The 21086-nt window shown below is 66.7% G+C and carries 18 protein-coding genes; 11 read left to right on the forward strand and 7 right to left on the reverse strand.

Annotated features, from left to right (window positions below; translation table 11 throughout):
• Positions 1 to 256 precede the first annotated feature (256 nt).
• From V6V88_RS18650 to V6V88_RS18680, 7 genes are all read left to right on the forward strand, one after another.
• A complete protein-coding gene (locus tag V6V88_RS18650) occupies positions 257 to 2515 on the forward strand; it encodes a 4Fe-4S binding protein (protein ID WP_338615927.1) in 2259 nt (752 codons plus the stop codon).
• Positions 2516 to 2568: 53 nt separating this feature from the next.
• Entirely contained in the window at positions 2569 to 4485 is a 1917-nt protein-coding gene (nosZ, locus tag V6V88_RS18655; RefSeq protein ID WP_056323503.1) for a TAT-dependent nitrous-oxide reductase, read from the forward strand.
• 6 nt (positions 4486 to 4491) lie between these two features.
• Entirely contained in the window at positions 4492 to 5805 is a 1314-nt protein-coding gene (locus V6V88_RS18660) for a nitrous oxide reductase family maturation protein NosD (RefSeq protein ID WP_223576294.1), read from the forward strand.
• Entirely contained in the window at positions 5802 to 6707 is a 906-nt protein-coding gene (locus V6V88_RS18665; protein ID WP_338615928.1) for an ABC transporter ATP-binding protein, read from the forward strand. The genes V6V88_RS18660 and V6V88_RS18665 overlap by 4 nt, the downstream gene beginning before the upstream one ends.
• Complete coding sequence (locus V6V88_RS18670; protein WP_223576295.1) at positions 6704 to 7534, forward strand: ABC transporter permease; 831 nt, start codon at positions 6704 to 6706, stop codon at positions 7532 to 7534. Before V6V88_RS18665 ends, V6V88_RS18670 begins: the two co-directional genes overlap by 4 nt.
• Complete coding sequence (locus tag V6V88_RS18675; protein ID WP_056323493.1) at positions 7531 to 8040, forward strand: nitrous oxide reductase accessory protein NosL; 510 nt, start codon at positions 7531 to 7533, stop codon at positions 8038 to 8040. Before V6V88_RS18670 ends, V6V88_RS18675 begins: the two co-directional genes overlap by 4 nt.
• A 63-nt stretch (positions 8041 to 8103) precedes the next feature.
• The gene (locus V6V88_RS18680; protein WP_062839216.1) at positions 8104 to 9102 is read left to right on the forward strand and encodes an FAD:protein FMN transferase; all 999 of its coding nucleotides are present in this window, start codon (positions 8104 to 8106) and stop codon (positions 9100 to 9102) included.
• 62 nt (positions 9103 to 9164) lie between these two features.
• On the opposite strand, the gene V6V88_RS18685 is transcribed toward V6V88_RS18680, so the two are convergent.
• Positions 9165 to 9950: an inositol monophosphatase family protein gene (locus tag V6V88_RS18685; protein WP_062839217.1), complete on the reverse strand. Its 786-nt coding sequence runs from the start codon at positions 9948 to 9950 to the stop codon at positions 9165 to 9167.
• Between the two features lie 129 nt (positions 9951 to 10079).
• Between V6V88_RS18685 and V6V88_RS18690 the strand changes: the two genes are divergently transcribed.
• A complete protein-coding gene (locus V6V88_RS18690; protein WP_155721790.1) occupies positions 10080 to 10856 on the forward strand; it encodes an RNA methyltransferase in 777 nt (258 codons plus the stop codon).
• Between the two features lie 119 nt (positions 10857 to 10975).
• On the opposite strand, the gene V6V88_RS18695 is transcribed toward V6V88_RS18690, so the two are convergent.
• Complete coding sequence (locus tag V6V88_RS18695) at positions 10976 to 11941, reverse strand: tripartite tricarboxylate transporter substrate binding protein (protein WP_223576529.1); 966 nt, start codon at positions 11939 to 11941, stop codon at positions 10976 to 10978.
• A 185-nt stretch (positions 11942 to 12126) separates the two neighbouring features.
• On the opposite strand from V6V88_RS18695, the gene V6V88_RS18700 reads away from it, so the two are divergent.
• Positions 12127 to 12888, forward strand: coding sequence for an IclR family transcriptional regulator C-terminal domain-containing protein (locus tag V6V88_RS18700; RefSeq protein ID WP_056323481.1), 762 nt, complete (start codon positions 12127 to 12129; stop codon positions 12886 to 12888).
• A 116-nt stretch (positions 12889 to 13004) separates the two neighbouring features.
• Here V6V88_RS18700 and V6V88_RS18705 read toward each other — a convergent pair whose 3' ends face one another.
• The 5 genes from V6V88_RS18705 to V6V88_RS18725 all read right to left on the reverse strand — a co-directional run bounded on the left by V6V88_RS18705 (position 13005) and on the right by V6V88_RS18725 (position 19001).
• Entirely contained in the window at positions 13005 to 13841 is an 837-nt protein-coding gene (locus V6V88_RS18705; RefSeq protein ID WP_338615931.1) for a mechanosensitive ion channel domain-containing protein, read from the reverse strand.
• A 148-nt stretch (positions 13842 to 13989) separates the two neighbouring features.
• The gene (locus V6V88_RS18710) at positions 13990 to 15099 is read right to left on the reverse strand and encodes a DUF1513 domain-containing protein (protein ID WP_223576530.1); all 1110 of its coding nucleotides are present in this window, start codon (positions 15097 to 15099) and stop codon (positions 13990 to 13992) included.
• Positions 15089 to 16189 (reverse strand): imelysin family protein, encoded by a 1101-nt coding sequence (locus tag V6V88_RS18715; protein ID WP_223576296.1) that lies wholly within the window; start codon positions 16187 to 16189, stop codon positions 15089 to 15091. Before V6V88_RS18715 ends, V6V88_RS18710 begins: the two co-directional genes overlap by 11 nt.
• Positions 16189 to 17706 carry a di-heme oxidoredictase family protein gene (locus V6V88_RS18720; RefSeq protein ID WP_223576297.1) on the reverse strand — a complete coding sequence of 506 codons (1518 nt, stop codon included), beginning with the start codon at positions 17704 to 17706 and terminating at the stop codon, positions 16189 to 16191. The genes V6V88_RS18715 and V6V88_RS18720 overlap by 1 nt, the downstream gene beginning before the upstream one ends.
• A complete protein-coding gene (locus V6V88_RS18725; protein WP_056323468.1) occupies positions 17703 to 19001 on the reverse strand; it encodes an imelysin family protein in 1299 nt (432 codons plus the stop codon). The genes V6V88_RS18720 and V6V88_RS18725 overlap by 4 nt, the downstream gene beginning before the upstream one ends.
• A gap of 201 nt (positions 19002 to 19202) precedes the next feature.
• Between V6V88_RS18725 and V6V88_RS18730 the strand changes: the two genes are divergently transcribed.
• Both V6V88_RS18730 and V6V88_RS18735 read left to right on the forward strand, forming a co-directional pair.
• Positions 19203 to 20129, forward strand: a complete 927-nt coding sequence (locus V6V88_RS18730; RefSeq protein ID WP_338615933.1) for a LysR family transcriptional regulator — start codon at positions 19203 to 19205, stop codon at positions 20127 to 20129.
• 106 nt (positions 20130 to 20235) lie between these two features.
• Complete coding sequence (locus tag V6V88_RS18735; RefSeq protein WP_062839226.1) at positions 20236 to 21036, forward strand: class II aldolase/adducin family protein; 801 nt, start codon at positions 20236 to 20238, stop codon at positions 21034 to 21036.
• Positions 21037 to 21086 lie beyond the last annotated feature (50 nt).

Here is a 21086-nt window from a genome sequence, read left to right on the forward strand (position 1 = left end):
ATGACACAGCGGTCGATGCACGTACGCCAGCCATATGCAGACGCCGTTGCCGCCGCGGACCAGTGTAGGACCGCCTTCGCATCGCTCTCTTGACATCCATCAAGCCCAACCCCGCATACCCCCCAAAACTAGGGAACTTCCCCTACATTTCGTAGGGCTATTACGCATTCAAAAGGCCAAATTGACAAACCGCAATCCGCCGCGGAGTGCATGTTCGTAGGATGCCTGTAAGCAAACACGACGAATAGAGTTCAGCATGCGCGGCAGTACCGAAGTACACCACCGGGTCGCACGATACGTTCAAGCCGCGTTGATTGCATTTTGGCTTTCCTGCCTGTTCCTGGCGCCAGCGGCGCAGGCGCAACGCCTGCCTGAATTCCTGGCCGCCACGCCCATCACCGAGATCTTTCCCGGCGCCGACCGCACCGGCCCCGTCGAAGGCAAGCCCGCCGTCGCCCGCGTCTATGCGGGCGGCAAACAACTGGGTCTGGTCTATCTCACCACCGACGTGGTCAACACCCGCGGGTACTCCAGCAAGCCGATCGACGTGCTGGTGGGGCTTTCGGACGACGGCCGCATCATGGGCGCAAAGCTCGTCGAACACCACGAGCCCATCGTGCTGATCGGCATTCCCCAGTCCAAGGTCGACCACTTCATCCAGGGCTACGTCGGCCTGAACTTCGTTGAGGCCCCGCCCCGCCACGGCGCGCCGCCGCCCGTGGACATCGTCAGCGGCGCCACCGTCACGCTGATGGTGATCGGCGACACGATCACCCGATCGGCCATCGCGGTGGCGCGCGCGCACGGCATCGACAAGTCCGGCGCGGCGCGCCCGGCGGCGCAGCCGGCCGCCACGCGCGTGCTGGACGAGGACAAGGACACGGTGCAGAGCTGGCAGGAACTGCTCGACGCGGGCGCCGTGAAGAACCTGCGCCTGACGCCCGACGACGTCAATCAGGCGTTCCTGCGATCCGGCCGCAAAGACGCCGCCGAACACGGCGAAGGCGGCCCCGACGACACCTTCATCGATCTGTATGCGGCGCTGGTCAGCGCGCCGTCCATCGGCCGCAGCCTGCTGGGCGACATCGGCTGGCAGCGACTGAAAGAACGCTTGAAGCCCGGCCAGCAGGCCGTGCTGGTGGCGGGCAACGGCCTGTATTCCTTCAAGGGATCGGGCTACGTGCGCGGCGGCATCTTCGACCGCATCGAGGTCATCCAGGACGAAAGCGCCTTCCGCTTTCGCGACCGCAACCACCAGCGTCTGGCCGACGTCAACGCCAAGGGCGCGCCGGCGCTGCGCGAAGTCGCCCTCTTTGTGGTGCCCGAAGACGCGTCCCTCGACCCGGTCAAACCGTGGCGCCTGCAACTGATGGTGCAGCGCGTGCTCAGCGTGTCGGACAAGGCGTTCGTCACGTTCGATCTGCCCTACGAACTTCCCCAGGCCTACACCCGCTCCGTCGCGCCCCCGGCCGCCTCCGCGCCCAGCCCGGCGCAAGCCTCGCCCGCGACCGCGCCCGAGGCCGATTCCGCGCCCGCGCCCGCGCTATGGAAACAGATCTGGCACGGCAAGGCCGGCCAGATCGCCCTCCTGACCGTCGCCCTGACGGTGCTCGTCGGCATCTTCTTCTTCCAGGACCAGCTCACGTCGCGCCCGCTGCTGCACGACCGCCTGCGCCTGGCGTTCCTTGCCTTCGCGCTGTTCTGGATCGGCTGGTACGGCCAGGCGCAGCTGTCCATCGTGAACGTGCTGACGTTCTTCTCTGCCCTGCGCACCGACTTCCGCTGGGAATACTTCCTGATGGACCCGCTGGTGTTCATCCTGTGGTGCGCCACCGCCATCTCCATGGTGTTCTGGAACCGCGGCGCGTTCTGCGGCTGGCTGTGCCCGTTCGGCGCGCTGCAGGAACTGACCAACCGCATCGCCCGGCGGCTGGGCGTGCGCCAGCTGAAGATCCGCCACGGCGTGGCGCAGCGGCTGTCCACGTTCAAGTATGTGATCTTCCTGCTGCTTTTCGGCTTCTCGCTGTATGACCTGGCGGTCGCCGAGCAGCTCGCCGAAGTCGAGCCCTTCAAGACCGCGATCATCCTGCACTTCGTGCGTCACTGGCCCTTCGTGCTGTTCGCCGTGGCGCTGCTTGTCGCGGGCCTGTTCATCGAGCGCTTCTTCTGCCGCTACCTGTGCCCGCTGGGCGCCGCCCTGGCCATCCCCGCCCGGCTGCGCATCTTCAACTGGCTCAAGCGCTACCGCGACTGCGGCAACCCGTGTCAGCGCTGCAACATCGAATGCCCCGTCCAGGCCATCGACCCCTCCGGCGAAATCAACCCGAACGAGTGCATCCAGTGTCTGCATTGCCAGATGCTGTACCACCACAAGCAGAAGTGCCCTCACCTGATCCAGAAGCAGGCCAAGCGCGAACGGCGCCCGGCGCCGCCCCCGGAGCCGGCGGTGCACGAAGTCGTTCTGCACCGCATGCCCAGCCCCAACCCGGCGAATCGCCCCAACCCGGAATCGTGAAACACGATTTTCGTACCGCGGCGCACCGCGCCGCCACTACCTAGGAGTTATCCATGTCCGACAAGACCCCCGAAAAAGCCGGCCTTACCCGCCGCAGCTTCCTGGGCACCGCAGCCATCACCGGCGCGGCCGGCCTCGTTGCCGGGGCGCAGATGTCCACCGCGCACGGCAAGGACGCCAAGTCCGGCAACGGCGGCGTGCTCGGGCACGTCGCGCCGGGTGAACTTGACGAATACTACGCGTTCAACTCCAGCGGCCAGTCGGGCGAAGTCCGCGTGCTGGGCCTGCCGTCCATGCGCGAACTGGTGCGCATCCCTGTCTTCAATCAATGCAGCGCCACGGGCTGGGGCCGCACCAACGAAAGCCGCAAGATCCTGACCGACGGCCTCACGCCCGAAACCCGCGAATTCCTGAAGGACAAGGGCGGCGTGTTCCCCAACGGCGACGCCCACCACCCCCACCTGTCGTTCACCGACCAGACCTACGACGGCCGCTACCTCTTCATCAACGACAAGGCCAACAACCGCGTCGCGCGCATCCGCCTTGACGTGATGAAGACCGACAAGATCACCGAGCTGCCCAACGTGTCGGGCGTGCACGGCCTGCGTCCGCAGCGCTATCCGCGCACCGGTTACGTGTTTGCCAACGGCGAGCACATCATTCCGCTGCCCAACGACGGCAAGGTGCTGGACGACCCGAAGAAGAACTTCTTCTCCGTCTACACGGCGCTGGACGGCGACACCATGAAGGTGGCGTGGCAGGTGCTGGTCGACGGCAACCTGGACAACGGCGATGCCGACTACCAGGGCAAGTACTCGTTTGCCACCTGCTACAACTCCGAGAAAGGCGTCACCGTTGAAGAGATGTCGGCCAACGAGCAGGACTGGGTCGTGGTCTTCAACATCAAGCGCATCGAGCAGGCCGTCAAGGACGGCGATTTCAAGACGATGGGCGGCGTGCCGGTCGTCGATGGCCGCCACGGTTCCAAGTACACGCGCTACATCCCGGTGCCCAACTCGCCCCACGGCTGCAACGCCGCGCCCGACGGCATCCACCTCATGCTGAACGGCAAGCTGTCGCCCACCGTGACGGTGATTGACGTGCGCAAGCTGGACGACCTGTTCGCCGACAAGATCAAGCCGCGCGACTGCGTCGTGGCCGAACCGCAGCTTGGCCTGGGCCCGCTGCACACCGCGTTCGACGGCCGCGGCAATGCCTACACCACACTGTTCATCGACAGCCAGATGGTCAAGTGGAACATCGACAAGGCCAAGCGCGCCTACAAGGGCGAAAAGGTCGACCCGATCATCCAGAAGCTGGACGTGCACTACCAGCCCGGCCACAACCACTCGACCATGGGCGAAACCAAGGAGGCCGACGGCAAGTGGCTGGTGTCGCTGAACAAGTTCTCCAAGGACCGGTTCCTGAACGTGGGCCCGCTCAAGCCCGAGAACGACCAGCTCATCGACATTTCCGGCGACGAAATGAAGCTTGTGCATGATGGCCCCAGCTTTGCCGAGCCGCACGACATGTGCCTGGTGCACCGCTCCAAGATCAACCCGATCAGCGTCTGGAAGCGCGACGACCCCATGTGGGAAGACGCCCGCCAGATCGCCAAGAAGGACGGCGTGTCGCTGGAAGACGCCGCCAAGGTGGTGCGCGACGGCAACAAGGTGCGCGTGTACATGATGGCGGTGGCGCCCATGTTCAGCCTGAAGCAGTTCGAGGTCAACCAGGGCGACGAAGTCACGGTGTTCGTGACCAACATGGAAGTGATCGAAGACCTGACGCACGGCTTCACGCTGGAAGGCCACGGCATCGCAATGGAAATCGGACCCCAGGCCACGTCTTCCGTGACGTTCAAGGCCGACCGCCCGGGCATCTACTGGTACTACTGCCAGTGGTTCTGCCACGCGCTGCACATGGAAATGTCCGGCCAGATGATCGTGCACCCCAAGAAGTCCGCGTAACGATCCATGGCTGCCATCGCAACCTTGCGGCTCGCGGCATGGGCCGGAGCCGGCATCGTGCTGGCCGGCTCCGGCCCGGCCCTGCACGGGGCCGCCGCGGCCGCGACGCTGGACGTGGCGGCGGGCGCGGACCTGGCGCAGGCCGTCGCCGCGGCGCAACCGGGCGACACGCTGCGCCTGGCGCCGGGGTCTTACGCGGGCGCCGTCGTCATCGACAAGCCGCTCACCCTTGAAGGACCACAGGACCGTTCCGCGATCATCGCCGGCACGCGCCAGGGACGCACGCTGTGGGTCAAAGCGGCGGACGTATCGCTGCGCCATCTGACCGTCACGCGCTCGGGGCTGGATCTGCCCGCCATGGACGCGGGCATTTTCCTGGACCGCACCGCGCATCGCGCCGCGGTGGAGCACAACGACATCCTGGACAACCTGTTCGGCGTGTATGTGTGGGGTCCGCAAGATGCGATGGTGCGGGGCAACCGCATCGTGGGCAATCAGGAACTGCGCGTGGCCGAGCGCGGCAATGGGGTGTCCCTGTGGAACACGCCCGGCAGCGCGGTGGTGGACAACGACATTTCCGCCGGCCGCGACGGCATCTTCGTGAACACCAGCAAGCAGAACCGCTTCACCGGCAACCGCTTCCACGACCTGCGCTACGGCGTGCACTACATGTACACGAACGACAGCGAGATCAGCGGCAACGTGTCCACCGGCAACGACATCGGCTTTGCCATCATGTATTCGCACCGGCTGGTCGTCACCGGCAACGAGGCCATGAACAACGTCGAGCAGGGCCTGATGATGAACTACGCCAACGACTCGGACATCTCGGGCAACACCGTCGATGGCGCGGCCAAGTGCGTGTTCATCTACAACGCCAACAAGAACCGCTTCGCGGACAATCAATTTTCCAACTGCGACATTGGCATCCATTTCACCGCGGGTTCCGAAGGCAACCGCATCTCGGGCAACGCCTTCATCAACAACCGCAACCAGGTCAAGTACGTGGGCACGCGGGTGATGGAATGGTCGGACAGCGGCCGCGGCAACTACTGGAGCGACAACACCGCCTTCGACCTGGACGGCGACGGCATCGCCGACACGGCCTACCGCCCCAACGACGTGGTGGACCAGCTGCTGTGGCGCGCCCCGGCTGCGCGCATCCTGCTCAACAGCCCCGCCATCTCGGTGGTGCGCTGGGCGCAATCGCAGTTCCCCGCGATCCTGCCGGGCGGCGTGATCGACAGCGCTCCGCTGATGAAGCCCGCCAGGCCGCGCGGCGCAAACACCGGCGCGAAACGCGCCGAGGACATCCAATGAGCAATCCACTGGTGACGCTTTCGGGCGTCAGCAAACACTATGGCGACCACCGGGCCATCAGCGTCCTGGACCTGGACCTGCGCGAAGGCGAATGCGTGGCGCTGGCCGGTCACAACGGCGCGGGCAAAAGCACGCTGATCAAGCTGATCCTGGGACTGATCCGCCCCACGCACGGGCGCGTCACGCTGTTTGGCCAGGACGCGCACAGCCCGGCTGCCGCGCGCCTGCGGGACCGGATCGGCTACCTGCCTGAGACCGTGGCTCTGCATCCCGCGATGACGGGCGCCGAAACCCTGGCGTTCTATGCGCGCTTGAAGCGCCAGCCCTTGTCGCGCAACACAGAACTGCTTGAAAAGGTGGGCATTTCCGGCGCGGCGCACCGCCGCGTGGGCGGTTATTCCAAAGGCATGCGCCAACGGCTGGCGCTGGCGCAGGCCCTGCTGGGCGAACCGCGCATCCTGCTGTTCGACGAGCCCACCACCGGCCTGGACCCCGCGTCGCGGCTCAAGTTCTACGAGATCGTGCATGAATTGCGCGCCAGCGGCGCAACCATCCTGCTCAGCACGCACGCCTTGTCGGAACTGGCTGGCCATGCCGACCGCATCGTCGTCATGAAGGCGGGCGTGAAGATCGCCGACGGCGGCATGTCCGCGTTGCGCCGCGATACCGGCCTGCCAATCCGCATCAGCGTGACGCTCGGGCCGGACGATGCGACCGCCCCGCCCTCATCGGCCTGGCGGCAGGTCGAGGCCGGCCGCTACGAGCGGCTGTGCCACGAATCGGACAAAGTCGAGGCTATCCGCAGCATCGGCGCCATCCGGGCGCCCATCGGCGACCTGGACATCCAGGTTCCCGGGCTGGACGACATCTACGCCCACCTGCTTGAACGGGAAGACGCATGAACGCCGTAAGCACAATCATCGGCAAGGAAATCCGCGACGGCCTGCGCAACCGCTGGGTCCTTGCCACCTCTGTCCTCCTGGCCGCGCTGGCGCTGGCGCTGGGCCTCTTGGGAAGCGCCCCCACCGGCGCAGTCAAGGTCGATCCCCTGACCGTCACGGTGGTCAGCCTGTCCAGCCTGTCCATCTTCCTGGTGCCGCTCATCGCCATGCTGCTGGCCTATGACGCAATCGTCGGCGAGGTCGACCGCGGCACCATGGCCCTGCTGCTCAGCTATCCGGTGTCGCGATGGCAGGTCATCATGGGCAAGTTCATCGGGCACCTGGCCATCCTGGCCATTGCCACCGGCGCGGGCTACGGGTCGGCGGGACTGGCGCTGCAATGGGTCTTTGGCGGCATGGATGCCGGCGCGTGGCGGCCCTTTGCCATGCTGATCGGGGCCAGCGTGCTGCTGGGCGCGAGCTTTCTGGCGATGGGCTACCTCATCAGCACGCTGGTGCGCGAACGCGCGACCGCCGCGGGCATCGCGCTGGGCGTGTGGCTGTTCTTTGTCGTCATCTACGACATGGGCCTGCTGGGCGTGCTGGCGGCGGACCAGGGCCGTCACGTCACGCCGGGCATGCTCAACGCGCTGCTGCTGGCCAACCCGTCCGACGTGTACCGCCTGCTGAACCTGACGGGCTTCGAAAACATCTCCATGTACGCGGGCATGGCGGGGGTCAGCGACCAGGCCCAGATGCCCGTGCCGCTGCTGGTGGCGGCGCAATTGCTGTGGATCGCGGTGCCGTTCCTTCTGGCCGCCTTCTGCTTCCGGAGGAAACAGCTATGACACTGCAACGTTGGGCCGCAGTGACGGCCTTCTCGGCCATCATGCTGGCGCTTTCGGCCTGCGGCGGCGACGAACCCGCCGCGCCGCCGCCCGCGCCCCAGGCGGTGTCCGCCGACGCCGTCGGCCACTACTGCGGGATGATGCTCAAGGACCATGCGGGGCCGAAGGGCCAGATATTCGTCAAGGGCCGCGCGGCGCCCGTGTGGTTCTCGTCGATCAAACAGGTCTTTGCCTACACCCGGCTGCCCGAGGAACCCAAGGGGCTTGCCGCCATCTACGTCAACGACATGGCGGCCGCGGGGCCCGACGGCGCCGCCGACCCGAAAGCCTGGGTGGACGCCCGCGAGGCGTTCTATGTCATTGGTTCCAGCTTTCTTGGCGGCATGGGCGCCGAAGACGCCATGCCGTTTTCGGATCAAACCCGGGCGCTTGCCTTCGCCCAGACCCACGGCGGCCGCGTTGTGCGCTTTGCCGACGTGCCCGAGGACTACGTGTTTGCCCAATAGCGATCGGCCGCCGCCCTGCCTCGAAGCGTCCCTGCCCCTTGCGCCCTTTCAGTAGATAACGCCATGAACCGTCCCACCCGCCGCCGCTTCCTCGGTATCGTCGCCGCGTCATCCGCGCTGGCCCTCGCCCCCAGCTTATGGCGCCGCGCGCAAGCGGCCATCGCACCCACGCGCTGGCAAGGCGTGGCGCTGGGCGCCGATGCGGAATTGCGGCTGTACCATCCCGACCGCCAGGCGGCCGAACGGCTGATCGAACAGGCGCTGCAAGAACTTCGGCGGCTGGAAGGGGTATTCAGCCTGTATCGCGACGACAGCGCGCTGTCGGTCCTGAACCGCCAGGGGTATCTGGCCGATCCGCCGTCCGATCTTGTCCGGCTGCTGAGCGAAAGCCGGCACTACGCCGAACTGACCGGCGGCCTCTTCGATCCCTCCGTGCAGCCGTTGTGGCGTATGTACGCCGATCACTTCGCGCGGCCGGGGGCATCGGTGGGTGGGCCGGCGCAGGCCGACATCGCAGCGGCCCTGCAGCGCGTCTCGTACCAAGGCATCGAGATCGACCCGCAACGCATCGGCCTGCAGCCGGGCATGGCGCTTACGCTGAACGGCATCGCCCAGGGCTACATCACTGACCGCGTGACGGACCTGCTTCGCCATGCCGGGCTGGAGCGCGCGCTGGTCGATATGGGCGAAATCCGCGGTCTGGATGCATCGGCCGGCGCAACGGGCTGGCGCGTCGGGCTGGCCGACCCGTTGTCCCCGGAACAGATTCTGACGCAGGTGCCGATCAGCAACCAGGCGCTTGCCACGTCCGGCGGCTACGGCACGCCGTTCGATGCCGAGGGGCGGTATTCGCATCTCTTCGATCCGCAAAGCGGCCGGGCGCGGCCGCTGTACCGCAGCGTGTCGGTCATGGCGTCCACGGCAACCGCGGCCGATGCGTTGTCGACCGCGTTCTCGAACATGCCGCTGTACCGCGCCGCGCAACTGGTGCGCCGCCTGGGTGTGCAAGCGTGGATGGTGCTGCCGGACGGGCAGCTGATTACGCAGACCGGCGACGCCTGATCGCCCCGTCTGATAAAAAGAAAACCGGCCACGAGGGCCGGTTTTTCTTTGTGCCGCGCCGATCAGGCGGCGGACGGCGGGTTCAGCGTGGCAAGCATCTGCGTGAAGATCTTGGGGCTGGCGGCCAGCACGTTGCCGCTGTCCATCCAGCCTTGTTCGCCGTCGAAATCGGCGACCAGGCCGCCGGCTTCCAGGACCATCAGGCTGCCCGCGGCCAGATCCCAGGGCTTCAGACCCACGCCGCAGAAGCCGTCCAGGCGGCCGGCGGCCACGTAGGCCAGATCCAGCACGGTGGAACCCAGGCGGCGCACGCCCGTGGCGCCTTCGGCCATCTGGCGGAAACGCTGCGAACCCTGTTCGGGGTCGCCGGCGTTGGGCCAGTGCGCGCCCAAGAGCGCGTCGTGGTAGCGGGTGCGGCCTGACACGCGCACGCGGCGGTCGTTCAGGAACGTGCCGCTGCCGCGGCTGGCCGTGAAGAGTTCGTTGCGCGAGGGATCATAGATGACCGCTTGCGTGACTTGGCCGCGCTGCGTCAGCGCGATCGACACGGCGTAGTTGGGCAGGCCGTGGATGAAGTTCGTGGTGCCGTCCAGCGGATCGATGATCCATTGGAATTCCGCCTGGTCAGGACCCTGCAGGCCGAACTCCTCGCCCAGAACGGCGTGGTCCGGATAGGCCGCGTGCAGCGTTTCGACGATGGACTCTTCGGCGGCCCGATCGACTTCCGTGACATAATCGCGCGGACCCTTGCGAGCCACGCTGAGTCGTTCCAAATCCATGCTGGCACGGTTGATAATGGTGCCGGCACGCCGGGCCGCCTTGATGGCGATGTTGAGCATCGGGTGCATAAAATTCCGTACGTATGCGATGAGTTGGCTTGATGATAGGCCGCTTGCCGCCCCCCGCCGCGCCGTCGCCCCCACGGGGAAATCGACCCAAAAAACCAGGAAGGCACGAAGCCAAACGTGCCATTTTAAATGACTCAAGCATTTTCACGTGTTCGCTTCGTAATGGTGAACCCCAGCCACCCCGGAAACGTCGGTTCCGCGGCCCGCGCAATCAAGACAATGGGCTTCTCGGAACTGGTCCTGGTGGACCCCAAATTCCCGGATGTAACAAGCCAGCCGGAGGCGGTGGCGCTGGCCAGCGGCGCGCTGGACGTGCTTGAAAACGCCCGCATCTACCCGACGCTGGAAGAAGCCCTGGCGCCCGTCACGCTGGCGTTTGCGCTGACTGCCCGGGTCCGGGACCTGGGCCCTCCGCCTTGCGACATCCGGCAGGCGGCCGACCTGGCCTGCGCGCATCTGGCGGACACGGCCGAGGGCGTGGCTGCCGTGGTGCTGGGCACCGAGCGCGCCGGCCTGACGAACGCGCAGATCGCGCTGTGCCACCGTATCTGCCATATCCCGGCCAATCCCGAGTACAGCTCGCTGAACGTCGCCCAGGCGCTGCAATTGGCCGCCTGGGAGCTGCGTTACGCCCTGCTGGTGGACCAGGGGGCCGAGCTGCTGCCCCGTTCCACCGCCCAGGAGCCCGCGCGCGGCGCGGCCCCGGCCTCCAGCGAGGCGGTCCAGGCCTTTCTGGCCCACTGGGAAGAAGCGCTGGTCGGCGTCCAATTCCTGGACCCCGCCCATCCCAAGAAGCTGATGCCGCGCATGCGCCATCTGTATTCGCGCCTGTCGCTCACCCGCGACGAGGTGGACATGATGCGCGGCGTCTGCACGGCGATGCTGAACGCGGTCAAGAAGAAATAGCGGCCCAAACCGGCAGGCCGGCAACGGCATTGCCGAATGCACGGATAAAAAAGGGACGGGCATTGCCCGTCCCTTCTTGTTTGGCCCGTCCGCCGGCAGCTCGCCGGCGGTCATGCCGATCAGTCCACCTTGGCGCCCGAGGCCTTGACCACGGGGGCCCAGCCGTCGACTTCCGACTTGATGAACTGGCCGAATTCGGCCGGCGTGGTCTTCACGCCCACGGCGCCCAGCTTTTCAAAGCTGGTCTGCACGGCGGGCTTGTCCAGCGCCTGCTGCATGGCGGCGTTGAGCTTGTTGATCACTTCCGGCGGCGTGCCGGCCGGGGCCAGCAGGCCGAACCAGGACGACACGTCGAAGTCCGCAAAGCCCGATTCCTGCATGGTCGGCAGGTCCGGCGCGCTCTTGGAGCGCTCACGGGTGGTCACGGCCAGCGCGTTCAGCTTGCCCGACTGGGCGTGCGGCCAGGCCGACGGCATGTTGTCGAACATGAATTGCACCTGGCCGCCGATCAGGTCGGTCATGGCCGGGGCGCTGCCCTTGTACGGCACGTGCAGGACGTCGATGCCCGCCTTCATCTTGAACAGCTCGCCCGCCATGTGGATGGAGGTGCCGCTGCCGGACGAGGCGAAAGCCAGCTTGCCCGGATTCTTCTTGGCGTAGTCGACCAATTCCTTCACGGACTTGACCGGCACCTGGGGATTGACCACCAGGATGTTCGGCACCTTGGCGCCCAGGGCGACCGGTGCGAAGTCCTTCGTCAGGTCGAACGAGACGTTCTTGTACAGGGTCTGGTTGATCGCGCTGGTCACCGCCACGAACAGCAGCGTGTAGCCGTCGGGCGTGGCTCGCATGACCTGGTCGGTGGCGATATTGCTGCCAGCACCCGGCTTGTTTTCAACCACGAACGACTGGCCGAGCGTCTCGGTCAATTCCTTGGCCATGATCCGGGCGATCACGTCGGTGGTGCCGCCGGCCGAGAAACCGACCACGATACGGACGGGCTTGTCGGGATAGGCAGCGTGGGCGGAACCCATTGCAAAAGCGCTTGCGGCGGTGGCCAGAAGGGTGGCGGCCAGACGCCGCATGCCAGGCTTGTGACCTGTAGTCATAGTGTCTCCGTGCAGGTACTGTCCATTAGATGGACGATTTGAATTATTGGATGAACGCATTCTGCGCTATACATGCGGATGGCATCAAGGTAGAGTCCACCCTACGGACAATGGTTTTCCCTTGTCCGTTCGTCGATAACCCTTAGTTTTCAGAGATTTGCATGCAAGACAGCGATGCCGCGTCCGCCGGCCCACGCACGCTACGCCGTGGTTTGGCCGTGCTGGCCGCCCTGCGTGACCAAGGCCCGGACGGCCTGAGCGTGACCGACATTGCCCGGTTGACCGGCATTCAGCGTCCCACCATCTATCGGTTGCTGGCAGCGCTGCTGGACGCCGGCCTGGTGTTGCCGGTCACGGGCACCAAGAAGTACCGCGCCCAGCTCGCCGTCGACCCGGACACACGTTCGCGCGACCCGCGCGTGCGACAGTTGCTGCCCGTGCTGCGCCGCCTGGCCGACCGCACCGGTGACGCCGTGTTCCTGGTGGTGCGCGAAGAAGACGATTCCATCAGCCTGCATCGCGAGATCGGCAGCTATCCCGTGCAGATCCTGGCCACATACGCGGGCAAGCGCCAGCCGCTGGGCGTGGGATCGGGCGGCATGGCGCTGCTGGCCGCCCTGCCCGACGACGTGGCGCGCGGCATCGTCGAGCGCAACTCCGGCAGGCTGGACGAGTACGGCGGCATGACGCCGCAAGAGATGTTCCGCCTCATCGAAAACACTCGTGCGCGCGGCTATTCGGTGGTGGGCAACCATGCGGTACGCGGCGCCCTGGGCGTGGGTTGCGCGCTGCTGGACGCGCAGGGCGCGCCCCTGTTGGCGGTCAGCGTCACGGCCATCATCGACCGCATGCCCGCGCAGCGCCAGCGCGAGATCGCGGGCTGGATCAAGACGGAACTGGCCAGGCTGGCGATGCCGGCCTGAACCGGGGATCGGCCGCGTCGCGTTCATGCACTGAAGAAAGCCACAATGCTGCGACGTAAAAAAATGGGAGCCCCGAGAGGCTCCCATTTTCATGCCTGACGCCCTGCGTGTCCCGTTCAGGAAGCCGCGGCGCCGGTCTTGGGATTCTGGATCTCGCGCAGCGGGATCGGGGCCTGGAAACCGGCCTCTTCGAGCGCGCGGCGGATTTCCTGGTACAGGCTCCAGCGCAATTCCCAGTACTTGCCCGACTCGGCCCACACGCGCACGTTCACGGTGACGCCGTTTTCCTTGTAGTCGAACACCTTGACCTGCGGCGCCGGATCCTTCAACGCATCGGGACGCGCATCCACGATCTGCTGCAGCTTGGCGACCACCGCATCCAGATCGTCGCCATAACGCACCGGCACGGGGATATCCAGGCGGCGCGTCTTGTTGCGGCTGTAGTTGGTGATGGTGGCGTTCCATACCGTGCTGTTGGGCAGCGTGAGATGAATGCCATCGCCCTGCACGAGACGCGTGAGAAACAGGCCCACCTCCTCGACCGTGCCGTCGGCGCCCGAACCGAGGGCGATGTATTCGCCGGCGCGGATGGGGCGCAGGATCAGCAGCATGATGCCGGCCGCGATGTTCTGCAGCGTGCCCTGCAAGGCCAGACCGACGGCAAGACCGGCGGCGCCCAGCACCGCGATCAGGCTGGCCGTCTGCACGCCAAAGCGCGCCAGCACCGCGATCACCGTGAAGATGCGTACCGCCCAGATCACGGTCGTGGAGAACATGGGAACGATCGTGGGATCGATCTTGGGCGACCGCGTGGCGGCGCGGCGGACCCAACCGCCCAGCAACGACGACACCCACCAGCCGATGCCCAGGATTAGCAAGGCAACCAGCAGATTGATGCCCATGTCCATCAGCCTGGGCGCCCACAGATAGAACTCTTTTACGGCCTCATCCATGGAGGAACCTCCTGCGAAAAAAAATCGACGGAAGAATGTATCAGAAGCGGCTTGCGCAAAACGGCGCGGCGCCTGGCGGGAGTGTCAGGCTTTGTAAAGAGAACCGACCTGCAGCATAGGTCTTCCGGCGCCGGCAGGCAAAGCCGCGTTACGCAGGCACGATGCGAAAGTGGTTGTCCCAGGAGACATCGCGCGACGGCGGCAGGACCGGCTTTTCCTTGCCTTGAGCGTCCGTGCGGATCATCGCGCCCAGTCCGCTCGTGACCAGAAAGCCCGCTTGCGCGGCGGGCGCGACGCCGCAGCCGTCGGCAAGCGCGGTGGTCCCCAGGCACTTGCCGCTGGCGGCATCCCAGTAGATCACCTGCCCGCCAACCGGGCTGGACGTGGCCACGATGCCGCCTGCGGCATCGACCGCGACGGAACCGACGTAGTTGCGCATGTTGCGCAGCGTCTCGGGCGGTCCTTCGAACAGTTCAAGCGCCGCGCCGCGGCGGTGCCGTCCGACCAGCGCGGGCCGGTCGGCCGCCGGCCCCATGTATTGGCAACCGAACCACACCGCGCCATCGGCCGCCAGCGCCAGATGCCGGATCGACAGCCGATGCAGCGAAGGCGCGAGCTCCACCTTTTCCAGCAGCTGGCCGGTGGCCGCGTCGATATACGCGAGCGACGGCCGCATGGTGCCCAGGTTCAATTCCAGCTTGCCGTAGTCCGGATGCGTCAGGATGCCGCCATTGGCCACGCATAGCGTCTTGCCGTCAGGCAGCAGCACGACTTCGTGCGGACCGATGCCGCCGGCGTCGAACTCGCCCACGCGCCGGTAATCGCCGCCCGGCGTGGCGTCGTACAGACCCAGCACGCCGCGGCCGGCCTCGAAGTCATTTTCCGTGGCGGCCAGAAGCCGCCCGCCTTGCACGAACGCGCCGTGGCCGAAGAAGTGGCGGTCGTCGGGCAGCGCCAGCGCCACCGGCTCGCCCCCGGCCAGCGAAAACCCCAGCGCGAAAAAGCCCGGCTGGCGGCCGAATACGACCGCGCGCCCCGCGGCGCCATCGATCGCAAAACTGTGCCCGCGGGCAGGCATCGGGATGGCCAGGCGGTCGCGGCCGGTCTCGTCCAGCACCACGGCCTCGTCGCGCCCGCCGCGCTTGCGCGCGGTCAGGTACAGCGGCCCGCCACCGGCCGGCATTGCGGCGCGCGCGGCGGCGGGCGGCAAGCCCAGCGCGGCGGCCAGCGCCAGGAACCGGCGCCGGTCAATCACCATCGAGCGCATTGAACCCGATGGTCACGCCCAGCGCAGGCGCCAGATTCTCGTCAACGATGGCCTTGGCGTTCTTGAGCGTCAGCGATGCCAGCATGAGCAGACGGCGTCCCTCTTCACTGGCCAGCGCCGCATCCAGCGGAACCGCCACATCGCGCAGCGTCTGCGCCGCGCTGGACAACTCGCCCCGCACCGACGCATCCATCCAGCCCTCGCCCGCCGGCAGCGGGTACGCGCCCGCCACATAGAACGCCTTGAGCGCGTCCACGTTGGCGGCCAGGAGGCTGGTCGACAGATTGCTGCGCCAGAACGCCGCCCGCTTGGGCCGCGCGGCCTGCGCCGAATCGCCCAGCACCGGTTCGATCTTGACGTCGCGCGCGAACTGCAGTCCGGTCGACAAGGCCTTCATGGCCTCGGCCGCCACCTCCTGCGAACTGCGGTACAGGTCGTTGCCCGGCTTGGGCGCGGCGAACTGGCGGCCGAACGCGCCCTGCGGGCTCCAGGCCTCGCCCACATCGCGCGAGATGCTCGCCACGTTGGACGCGATGGCCGTGGCATATCCGCAGGCGTAGGCAAAACCGGGCGCGCCGGTCTGCTTGAGCAGATCCGGTTCGCCATAGAGCACATATTCCAGCGCGGGCAGGCCTTGCACCGCCACGCTGCGTCCGGCCAGCGCGCCGGGCTGGAGCAGCGCGTCGTCCTTGGCCGCGATCAGCGCCTGCACCTGGCGGGGCATCACGCCACGCGTATCGGGCCAGAACGCCAGCCGTTCGAAGCGGTTGGCCTGCACCAGCGGGCCGAAGCGCAGGATCTCGACACCGGACCACGCGTGCGCCAGCGTGCCGAAGGCATCGCCGACGCGCTTGGCGCCTGCCGCGTCAGGCTTGGCGCACCAGCCGCCCAGCGCCCCTTCCAGGGCCGCGGCGGCGTCCGTCATCTTGGCCACCGCGGGCCGCGCGTAATCGCGCGCCAGGCGTTCACCCAGGTCGGCGGGCAAGGCGGCCTGCGCGGCAATCGGCGCAGACAGCGGTGCCGCCAGCATCAGCGCCACAGCCGCGGCGCGCTTGAACGGAAGGCGGACAGAACGGGCCATCACAGCGACTCCAGGAAGCGGATCAGGTCCGCGCGTTCGTCGGGTGTCATGTTCAAGACGCGGTCGCGCGCAGGCTTGGCCGCGCCGCCATGCCACAGCACGGCTTCCAGCAGCGTGCGGGCGCGCCCGTCATGCAGCCAGGTGGCGTTGGGATTGACGGTCTTGGTCAGGCCGATGCCCCACAGCGGCGGCGTGCGCCATTCGCGGCCGGTGGCCATGCCGTCGCTCACGCCGTCGGCAAGGTCGTCGCCCATGTCGTGCACCAGCATGTCGGTGTACGGCCAGATGAGCTGGAAGCGGTGTTCCGGCTGCTTGGCATTGCGGCTGGTCACGTACTTGGGCACGTGGCAGGCCACGCAATTGGCCTCGTAGAAGAGCTTCTTGCCGGCCAGCACGCGCGCGTCGTCCGCATCGCGCCGCTGCGGCACCGCCAGGTTCGTCGAATAGGTGGTGATGAAGTCCATCAGCTTGGCCGGCACTTCCTCCGCCCCGAAGCGCGGCTGCGCGCCATGCGGCATGTCCAGGCATTGCGGCTGCGCAGCGGTGCAGTCGCCGGAATGCTTGGGGAACATCGGCGTGGACAGGCCCATGTCGTTGGAGAACGCCGCGGCGCTTTGCTGCTCGACCGTCGGCTGTCCGGCTTTCAGGTTGAAGCGGCCCAGCGCCCGCGCGCCGGTGCGCGCGTCGGTGACCCAGTTGGCCTTGCCGACGATGCCGTCGCGCTTGTCCGCGCCGATGTTGGCCAGGATGTCGGCCTCGTGGATCGATTCCAGCAGGCCCAGGCCGATCATCGGCGGCGCCAGCCGCGGCGAGATCTGCGTGTCCGCGCGCATGGGCCCGTAGCCCAGGTTCTCGATGCGGTAGGTAGGCTTCATCAGCGTTGCGGTCTCGCCGCCGCGCAGCGCGACCGGCACGGGTTCGTACTCGATCTCCATGCGGCCTTCGGCGGGCAGGCCCGCGACCGCGAAATTCTGAAGCTGCACGCCGTAGACGGGTTCCGGCAAGGCCGCGATCTCGCCGGCGCCCAGCTTGGGATGCCCCCGGTCCGCGCCTTGCGGCACGGCCAGGCGCAGCAGCAAGGCGACGGCGTCGGTGCGTTCCAGCGGATCGAAGCCCGGCACCGTGCCGCGGCCGTCCTTGGTGTGACAGGCCTGACAGGAGCGTGCGTTGAAGAGCGGTCCCAGGCCGTCGGACGCCTGCGTGGACGCGGGCGCGGACACCCAGTCCTTGCGGAACAGGCCGTTGCCGACCTGGAATTCCTGGCGGCCTTCAAAGCTCATGTTGGCCGACGGCTGCGAAAAGATGTCGGCGTTGATGAGCTTGTTGGTGGTGGCGGCGCCGGCCTGCATGGTCTCGAACGATTCGATCTTCGAGAAATCCTGCGTGGGCGCCGTGATGGCGGTGACGCGCTTCTGGTCTTCGGGCGTCAGGTCGTCACGCCCGCCGGAAGCGGCGGGCGCGGCGGCGGCGCCGGCATGGGCCGACGCCGCCAGTACGGCGGCTAATACGAGTTTCACTTGAATACGGCGTCAGGTTTGTCCAGGCTGTCGGAACCTTCGATGGCCACCTTGCCCAGTTCCAGCAACGTAATCACGCGCTCCAGGCTGCGAGTCTGCGCCACCAGGCTGTCGATGGCTGCCTGCACCACCGCGTTGCCCTCCTTGTTGCCATCGGCGATCATCTGGTCATAGGTCTCGACCGTCTCGGCGCGGGTCTTCATGGCCTGCATGGCCGCGACCGTGGCGTCCAGCTTGGCGCGCACCTCGGCGTCCAGCTTGGGATCCTTGGCCTTGACCAGTTCCGACAGGCTCGCGCCCGACACGGTCTTGCCGTCGATGCGGGTGTACGAACCCAGATAGACATTGCGGATGCCGATCTGGTCGTAATAGTGCGAGTTGTGCGTGTTGTCCGAGAAGCAATCGTGCTCTTCCTCGGGATCGTGCAGCATCAGGCCCAGCTTCATGCGCTCGCCCGCCAGTTCGCCGTACGACAGGCTGCCCAGCCCGGTCAGCATGGCGATCAGGCCCGCCTTCGGATCCTCTTCTACGGCCTTGCGCGCGGCGCCGTCCTTCTTCCAGTTGCCCACCATTTCTTCCAGGTCGGTCACCAGCAGGTCCGTCACGGCCTTCAGGAATTCGATGCGGCGTTCGCAGTGTCCGCCGGTGCACTGCTTGGGATCGAAGTCGGTGTGCGGGCGGTTGCCGGAATGGCGCTCCTGCGGCGTGCCCTTGCGGTCCTTGGGCGCGGCGCCGGTGCCGTTCAGGTCCTGGCCCCACAGCAGGAATTCGATCGCGTGATAACCCGTGGCCACGTTGGCTTCGTTGCCGTCGGCCTCGTGCAGCACTTCGGACAGCAGTTCGGGCGTGATCTTGCTGACGTCGACCGTCTTGCCGCCCACCGAGATCTTGGAATTGGCGATGACGTTGACGGCGTAGAAGGCGTTCTCGTCGTTTTCGGTGCCGTAGGACGCGTCGACATAGTCGATCAGGCCTTCATCCAGCGGCCAAGCGTTCACGCGGCCTTCCCAGTCGTCGACGATGGGGTTGCCGAAACGGTAGGCCTCGGTCTGCTGGTAGGGCACGCGCGCCACGATCCACGCTTCGCGCGCGGCCTTCAGGGTGTCGGCGCTGGGCTTGGCGACCAGCGCATTGATGGCCTCGCGCAGCTTCTTGGCTGCCGTCAGCGAATCCTCGTAGCCGGCCAGCGCCAGATCGGAATACGTGGCGACCACGGCCTTGGGTTCGACGGCGGCCATCGCCGTTCCGCCATACACCGCAGCAGCCAGCACCGCCCCCAAAAGCAACTTGCGCATCGAATCTCTCCCGTAATCCGGACGGCTCGCCCCCGCGGCGGACCGTTCCAGCTTGAATTTTGTGGATGCGAGTGTAAACAATTTTCGTTTGTTATTCAGGCCCTGTTCAGATAGCTGACAACTTTTTGAACAAAAAAAGTATGCTGCGGCAGGCCGCAAATGGTCTTGCCGGCCCTGCTTTTTCACTCTGGAATTCGCCCCATGGAATTGCGCCAACTCCGTTACTTTGTCCGCGTCGCCGAACTGGGCAGCATTGGCCGGGCCGCGCGAGACCTGGGCGTGGTGGCCTCGGCGCTCAGCCAGCAGATCAGCCGGCTGGAAAGCGAGCTGGCCACGCGGCTGCTCACGCGCAGCACCACGGGCGTGACCACCACGCCCGCCGGCGCGGCTTTCCTGCGGCAGGCGCAGTTGACACTGCGGCACGCGGAAAGTGCCGTCGCGGCCGCGCGCGAGGCGCGGTTGGCCGGCACGGTCAGCGTTGGTTTCGCGCCCACCACCGCGTCGCTGCTGGCGCGTCCGTTCTATGCCGCCATGACCGAGCGCTATCCCAACGTGCGCCTGCATCTGGTCGAGGGCCTGTCGGGCAACCTGGGCGACCTGCTCAACGCCCGCCGGCTGGATCTGGCCGTCCTGTTTCAGAACGACAGCGCGCAAGGCCGCAGCGTGGTGCCGGTGCTGGACGAACGCCTGTTCCTGCTGGCCCCGCGCGGCATGATTGAGCGCCCCGATGGCGAACCCGTCCGCATGGCCGATCTGGCGGGGCTGCCGCTTGCCGTCACCAGCAAGGCGCACGGGCTGCGCGCGTGGGTCGAGGCGGCTTTCGAGCGGGCCAGCATCGAGCCCTGGATCGGCGTCGAGGTCGACGGCCTGACCACGCTGATGGACCTGGTGCAAGCCCATCCGATCGCGACGATCCAGCCCGGCGCTGCCGTGGCCCGCGTCGAAACCGGGCTGCTCAGCATGCACCCCATCGACGACCCGTATCTCTTTCGCCGCAATCAGATCTACTGCATCAGCGACGACGAGCTCTCGCCCGCGGCCCTGGCCGCGCGCGTGGTGCTGCTGGACGCCATGCGCGCCCTGGTCCGGCGCGGCGGCTGGCCAGGCGCCACCCTTCTCGATTCGTGATGCCCCCATACGCTTAGGATCCCTAGGCGGTCGGTTTTCTTGAAGATAAATTGATCCACATCAAGTCGCGGCAGCGTGTCGCGACGATTTACCTTCACGAAATCCGATGACCACTACTCCGAATCGCCCCGGCCGGCTGGGCATTTCCTCCATGCGCCCCCACTGCTCCGACGCCGAGTGGCAAGCCCGCGTGGACCTGGCGGCCTGTTACCGGCTGGTCGAGCTCTACGGCATGGCCGACATGATGGCCAACCACATCTCAGCCCGCGTGCCCGGCGAGGACAACGCGTTCCTCATCAACCCCTACGGCATGATGTATGAGGAGATCACGGCGTCCAGCCTCATCAAGGTCGACCTGGACGGCACCATCCTGTCCAAGCCCGACTTCGGCGATCTGAACTACGGCATCAACAAGGCCGGCTATGTAATCCACAGCGCGGTGCATGCCCACCGCCACGAGGTGGACTGCGTCATCCACACCCACAGTTGGGCGTCGATGGCCGTGTCGTCGCTGGAATGCGGCCTGTTGCCGCTGACGCAGACCGCCATGCGCTTTCTGAAGATCGGCTACCACGATTACCAGGGCGTGGTGCTGGGCACCGACGAACAGGCCTCGCTGCTGGCCGATCTGGGCCACGGCGAGGCGCTGATCCTGCGCAATCACGGCGCGCTGACCGTGGGCCGCACCGTGGGCGAGGCCTTCAACTGGATGCACCGCCTGGAACTGGCCTGCCGTTCGCAACTGGCGGCCATGGCAACGGGCGCTCGGCTTCAGCCCGTGCCGCAACCGGTGCTGGAAGAAACCTGGAACAACTACCAGCCTGGCACCCGCCGCCCCTACGGCGTCATGGAGTGGCCCGCGCTCTTGCGCAAGCTGGACCGGATCGATCCCGGCTACCGCGACTGACCTTCCGATTTTTCAGCGTCCCGGCCGGCGTGGCGGCACGGGGCCCTCAT

The organism is Achromobacter sp. E1, assembly GCF_037039475.1.
Taxonomy (GTDB): Bacteria; Pseudomonadota; Gammaproteobacteria; order Burkholderiales; family Burkholderiaceae_B; genus Achromobacter; species Achromobacter mucicolens.

What these genes read in the sequence shown, in the direction of transcription:
- V6V88_RS18685 (WP_062839217.1), bottom strand. Translation starts at nt 9,950, where the DNA reads ATGCACCCGATGCTCAACATCGCCATCAAGGCGGCCCGGCGTGCCGGC.
- V6V88_RS18665 (WP_338615928.1), top strand. Translation starts at nt 5,802, where the DNA reads ATGAGCAATCCACTGGTGACGCTTTCGGGCGTCAGCAAACACTATGGC.
- V6V88_RS18710 (WP_223576530.1), bottom strand. Translation starts at nt 15,099, where the DNA reads ATGGTGATTGACCGGCGCCGGTTCCTGGCGCTGGCCGCCGCGCTGGGC.
- V6V88_RS18675 (WP_056323493.1), top strand. Translation starts at nt 7,531, where the DNA reads ATGACACTGCAACGTTGGGCCGCAGTGACGGCCTTCTCGGCCATCATG.
- V6V88_RS18690 (WP_155721790.1), top strand. Translation starts at nt 10,080, where the DNA reads ATGACTCAAGCATTTTCACGTGTTCGCTTCGTAATGGTGAACCCCAGC.
- V6V88_RS18650 (WP_338615927.1), top strand. Translation starts at nt 257, where the DNA reads ATGCGCGGCAGTACCGAAGTACACCACCGGGTCGCACGATACGTTCAA.
- V6V88_RS18680 (WP_062839216.1), top strand. Translation starts at nt 8,104, where the DNA reads ATGAACCGTCCCACCCGCCGCCGCTTCCTCGGTATCGTCGCCGCGTCA.
- V6V88_RS18700 (WP_056323481.1), top strand. Translation starts at nt 12,127, where the DNA reads ATGCAAGACAGCGATGCCGCGTCCGCCGGCCCACGCACGCTACGCCGT.
- V6V88_RS18730 (WP_338615933.1), top strand. Translation starts at nt 19,203, where the DNA reads ATGGAATTGCGCCAACTCCGTTACTTTGTCCGCGTCGCCGAACTGGGC.
- V6V88_RS18670 (WP_223576295.1), top strand. Translation starts at nt 6,704, where the DNA reads ATGAACGCCGTAAGCACAATCATCGGCAAGGAAATCCGCGACGGCCTG.
- V6V88_RS18705 (WP_338615931.1), bottom strand. Translation starts at nt 13,841, where the DNA reads ATGGATGAGGCCGTAAAAGAGTTCTATCTGTGGGCGCCCAGGCTGATG.
- nosZ (WP_056323503.1), top strand. Translation starts at nt 2,569, where the DNA reads ATGTCCGACAAGACCCCCGAAAAAGCCGGCCTTACCCGCCGCAGCTTC.
- V6V88_RS18715 (WP_223576296.1), bottom strand. Translation starts at nt 16,189, where the DNA reads ATGGCCCGTTCTGTCCGCCTTCCGTTCAAGCGCGCCGCGGCTGTGGCG.
- V6V88_RS18695 (WP_223576529.1), bottom strand. Translation starts at nt 11,941, where the DNA reads ATGCGGCGTCTGGCCGCCACCCTTCTGGCCACCGCCGCAAGCGCTTTT.
- V6V88_RS18735 (WP_062839226.1), top strand. Translation starts at nt 20,236, where the DNA reads ATGACCACTACTCCGAATCGCCCCGGCCGGCTGGGCATTTCCTCCATG.
- V6V88_RS18660 (WP_223576294.1), top strand. Translation starts at nt 4,492, where the DNA reads ATGGCTGCCATCGCAACCTTGCGGCTCGCGGCATGGGCCGGAGCCGGC.
- V6V88_RS18725 (WP_056323468.1), bottom strand. Translation starts at nt 19,001, where the DNA reads ATGCGCAAGTTGCTTTTGGGGGCGGTGCTGGCTGCTGCGGTGTATGGC.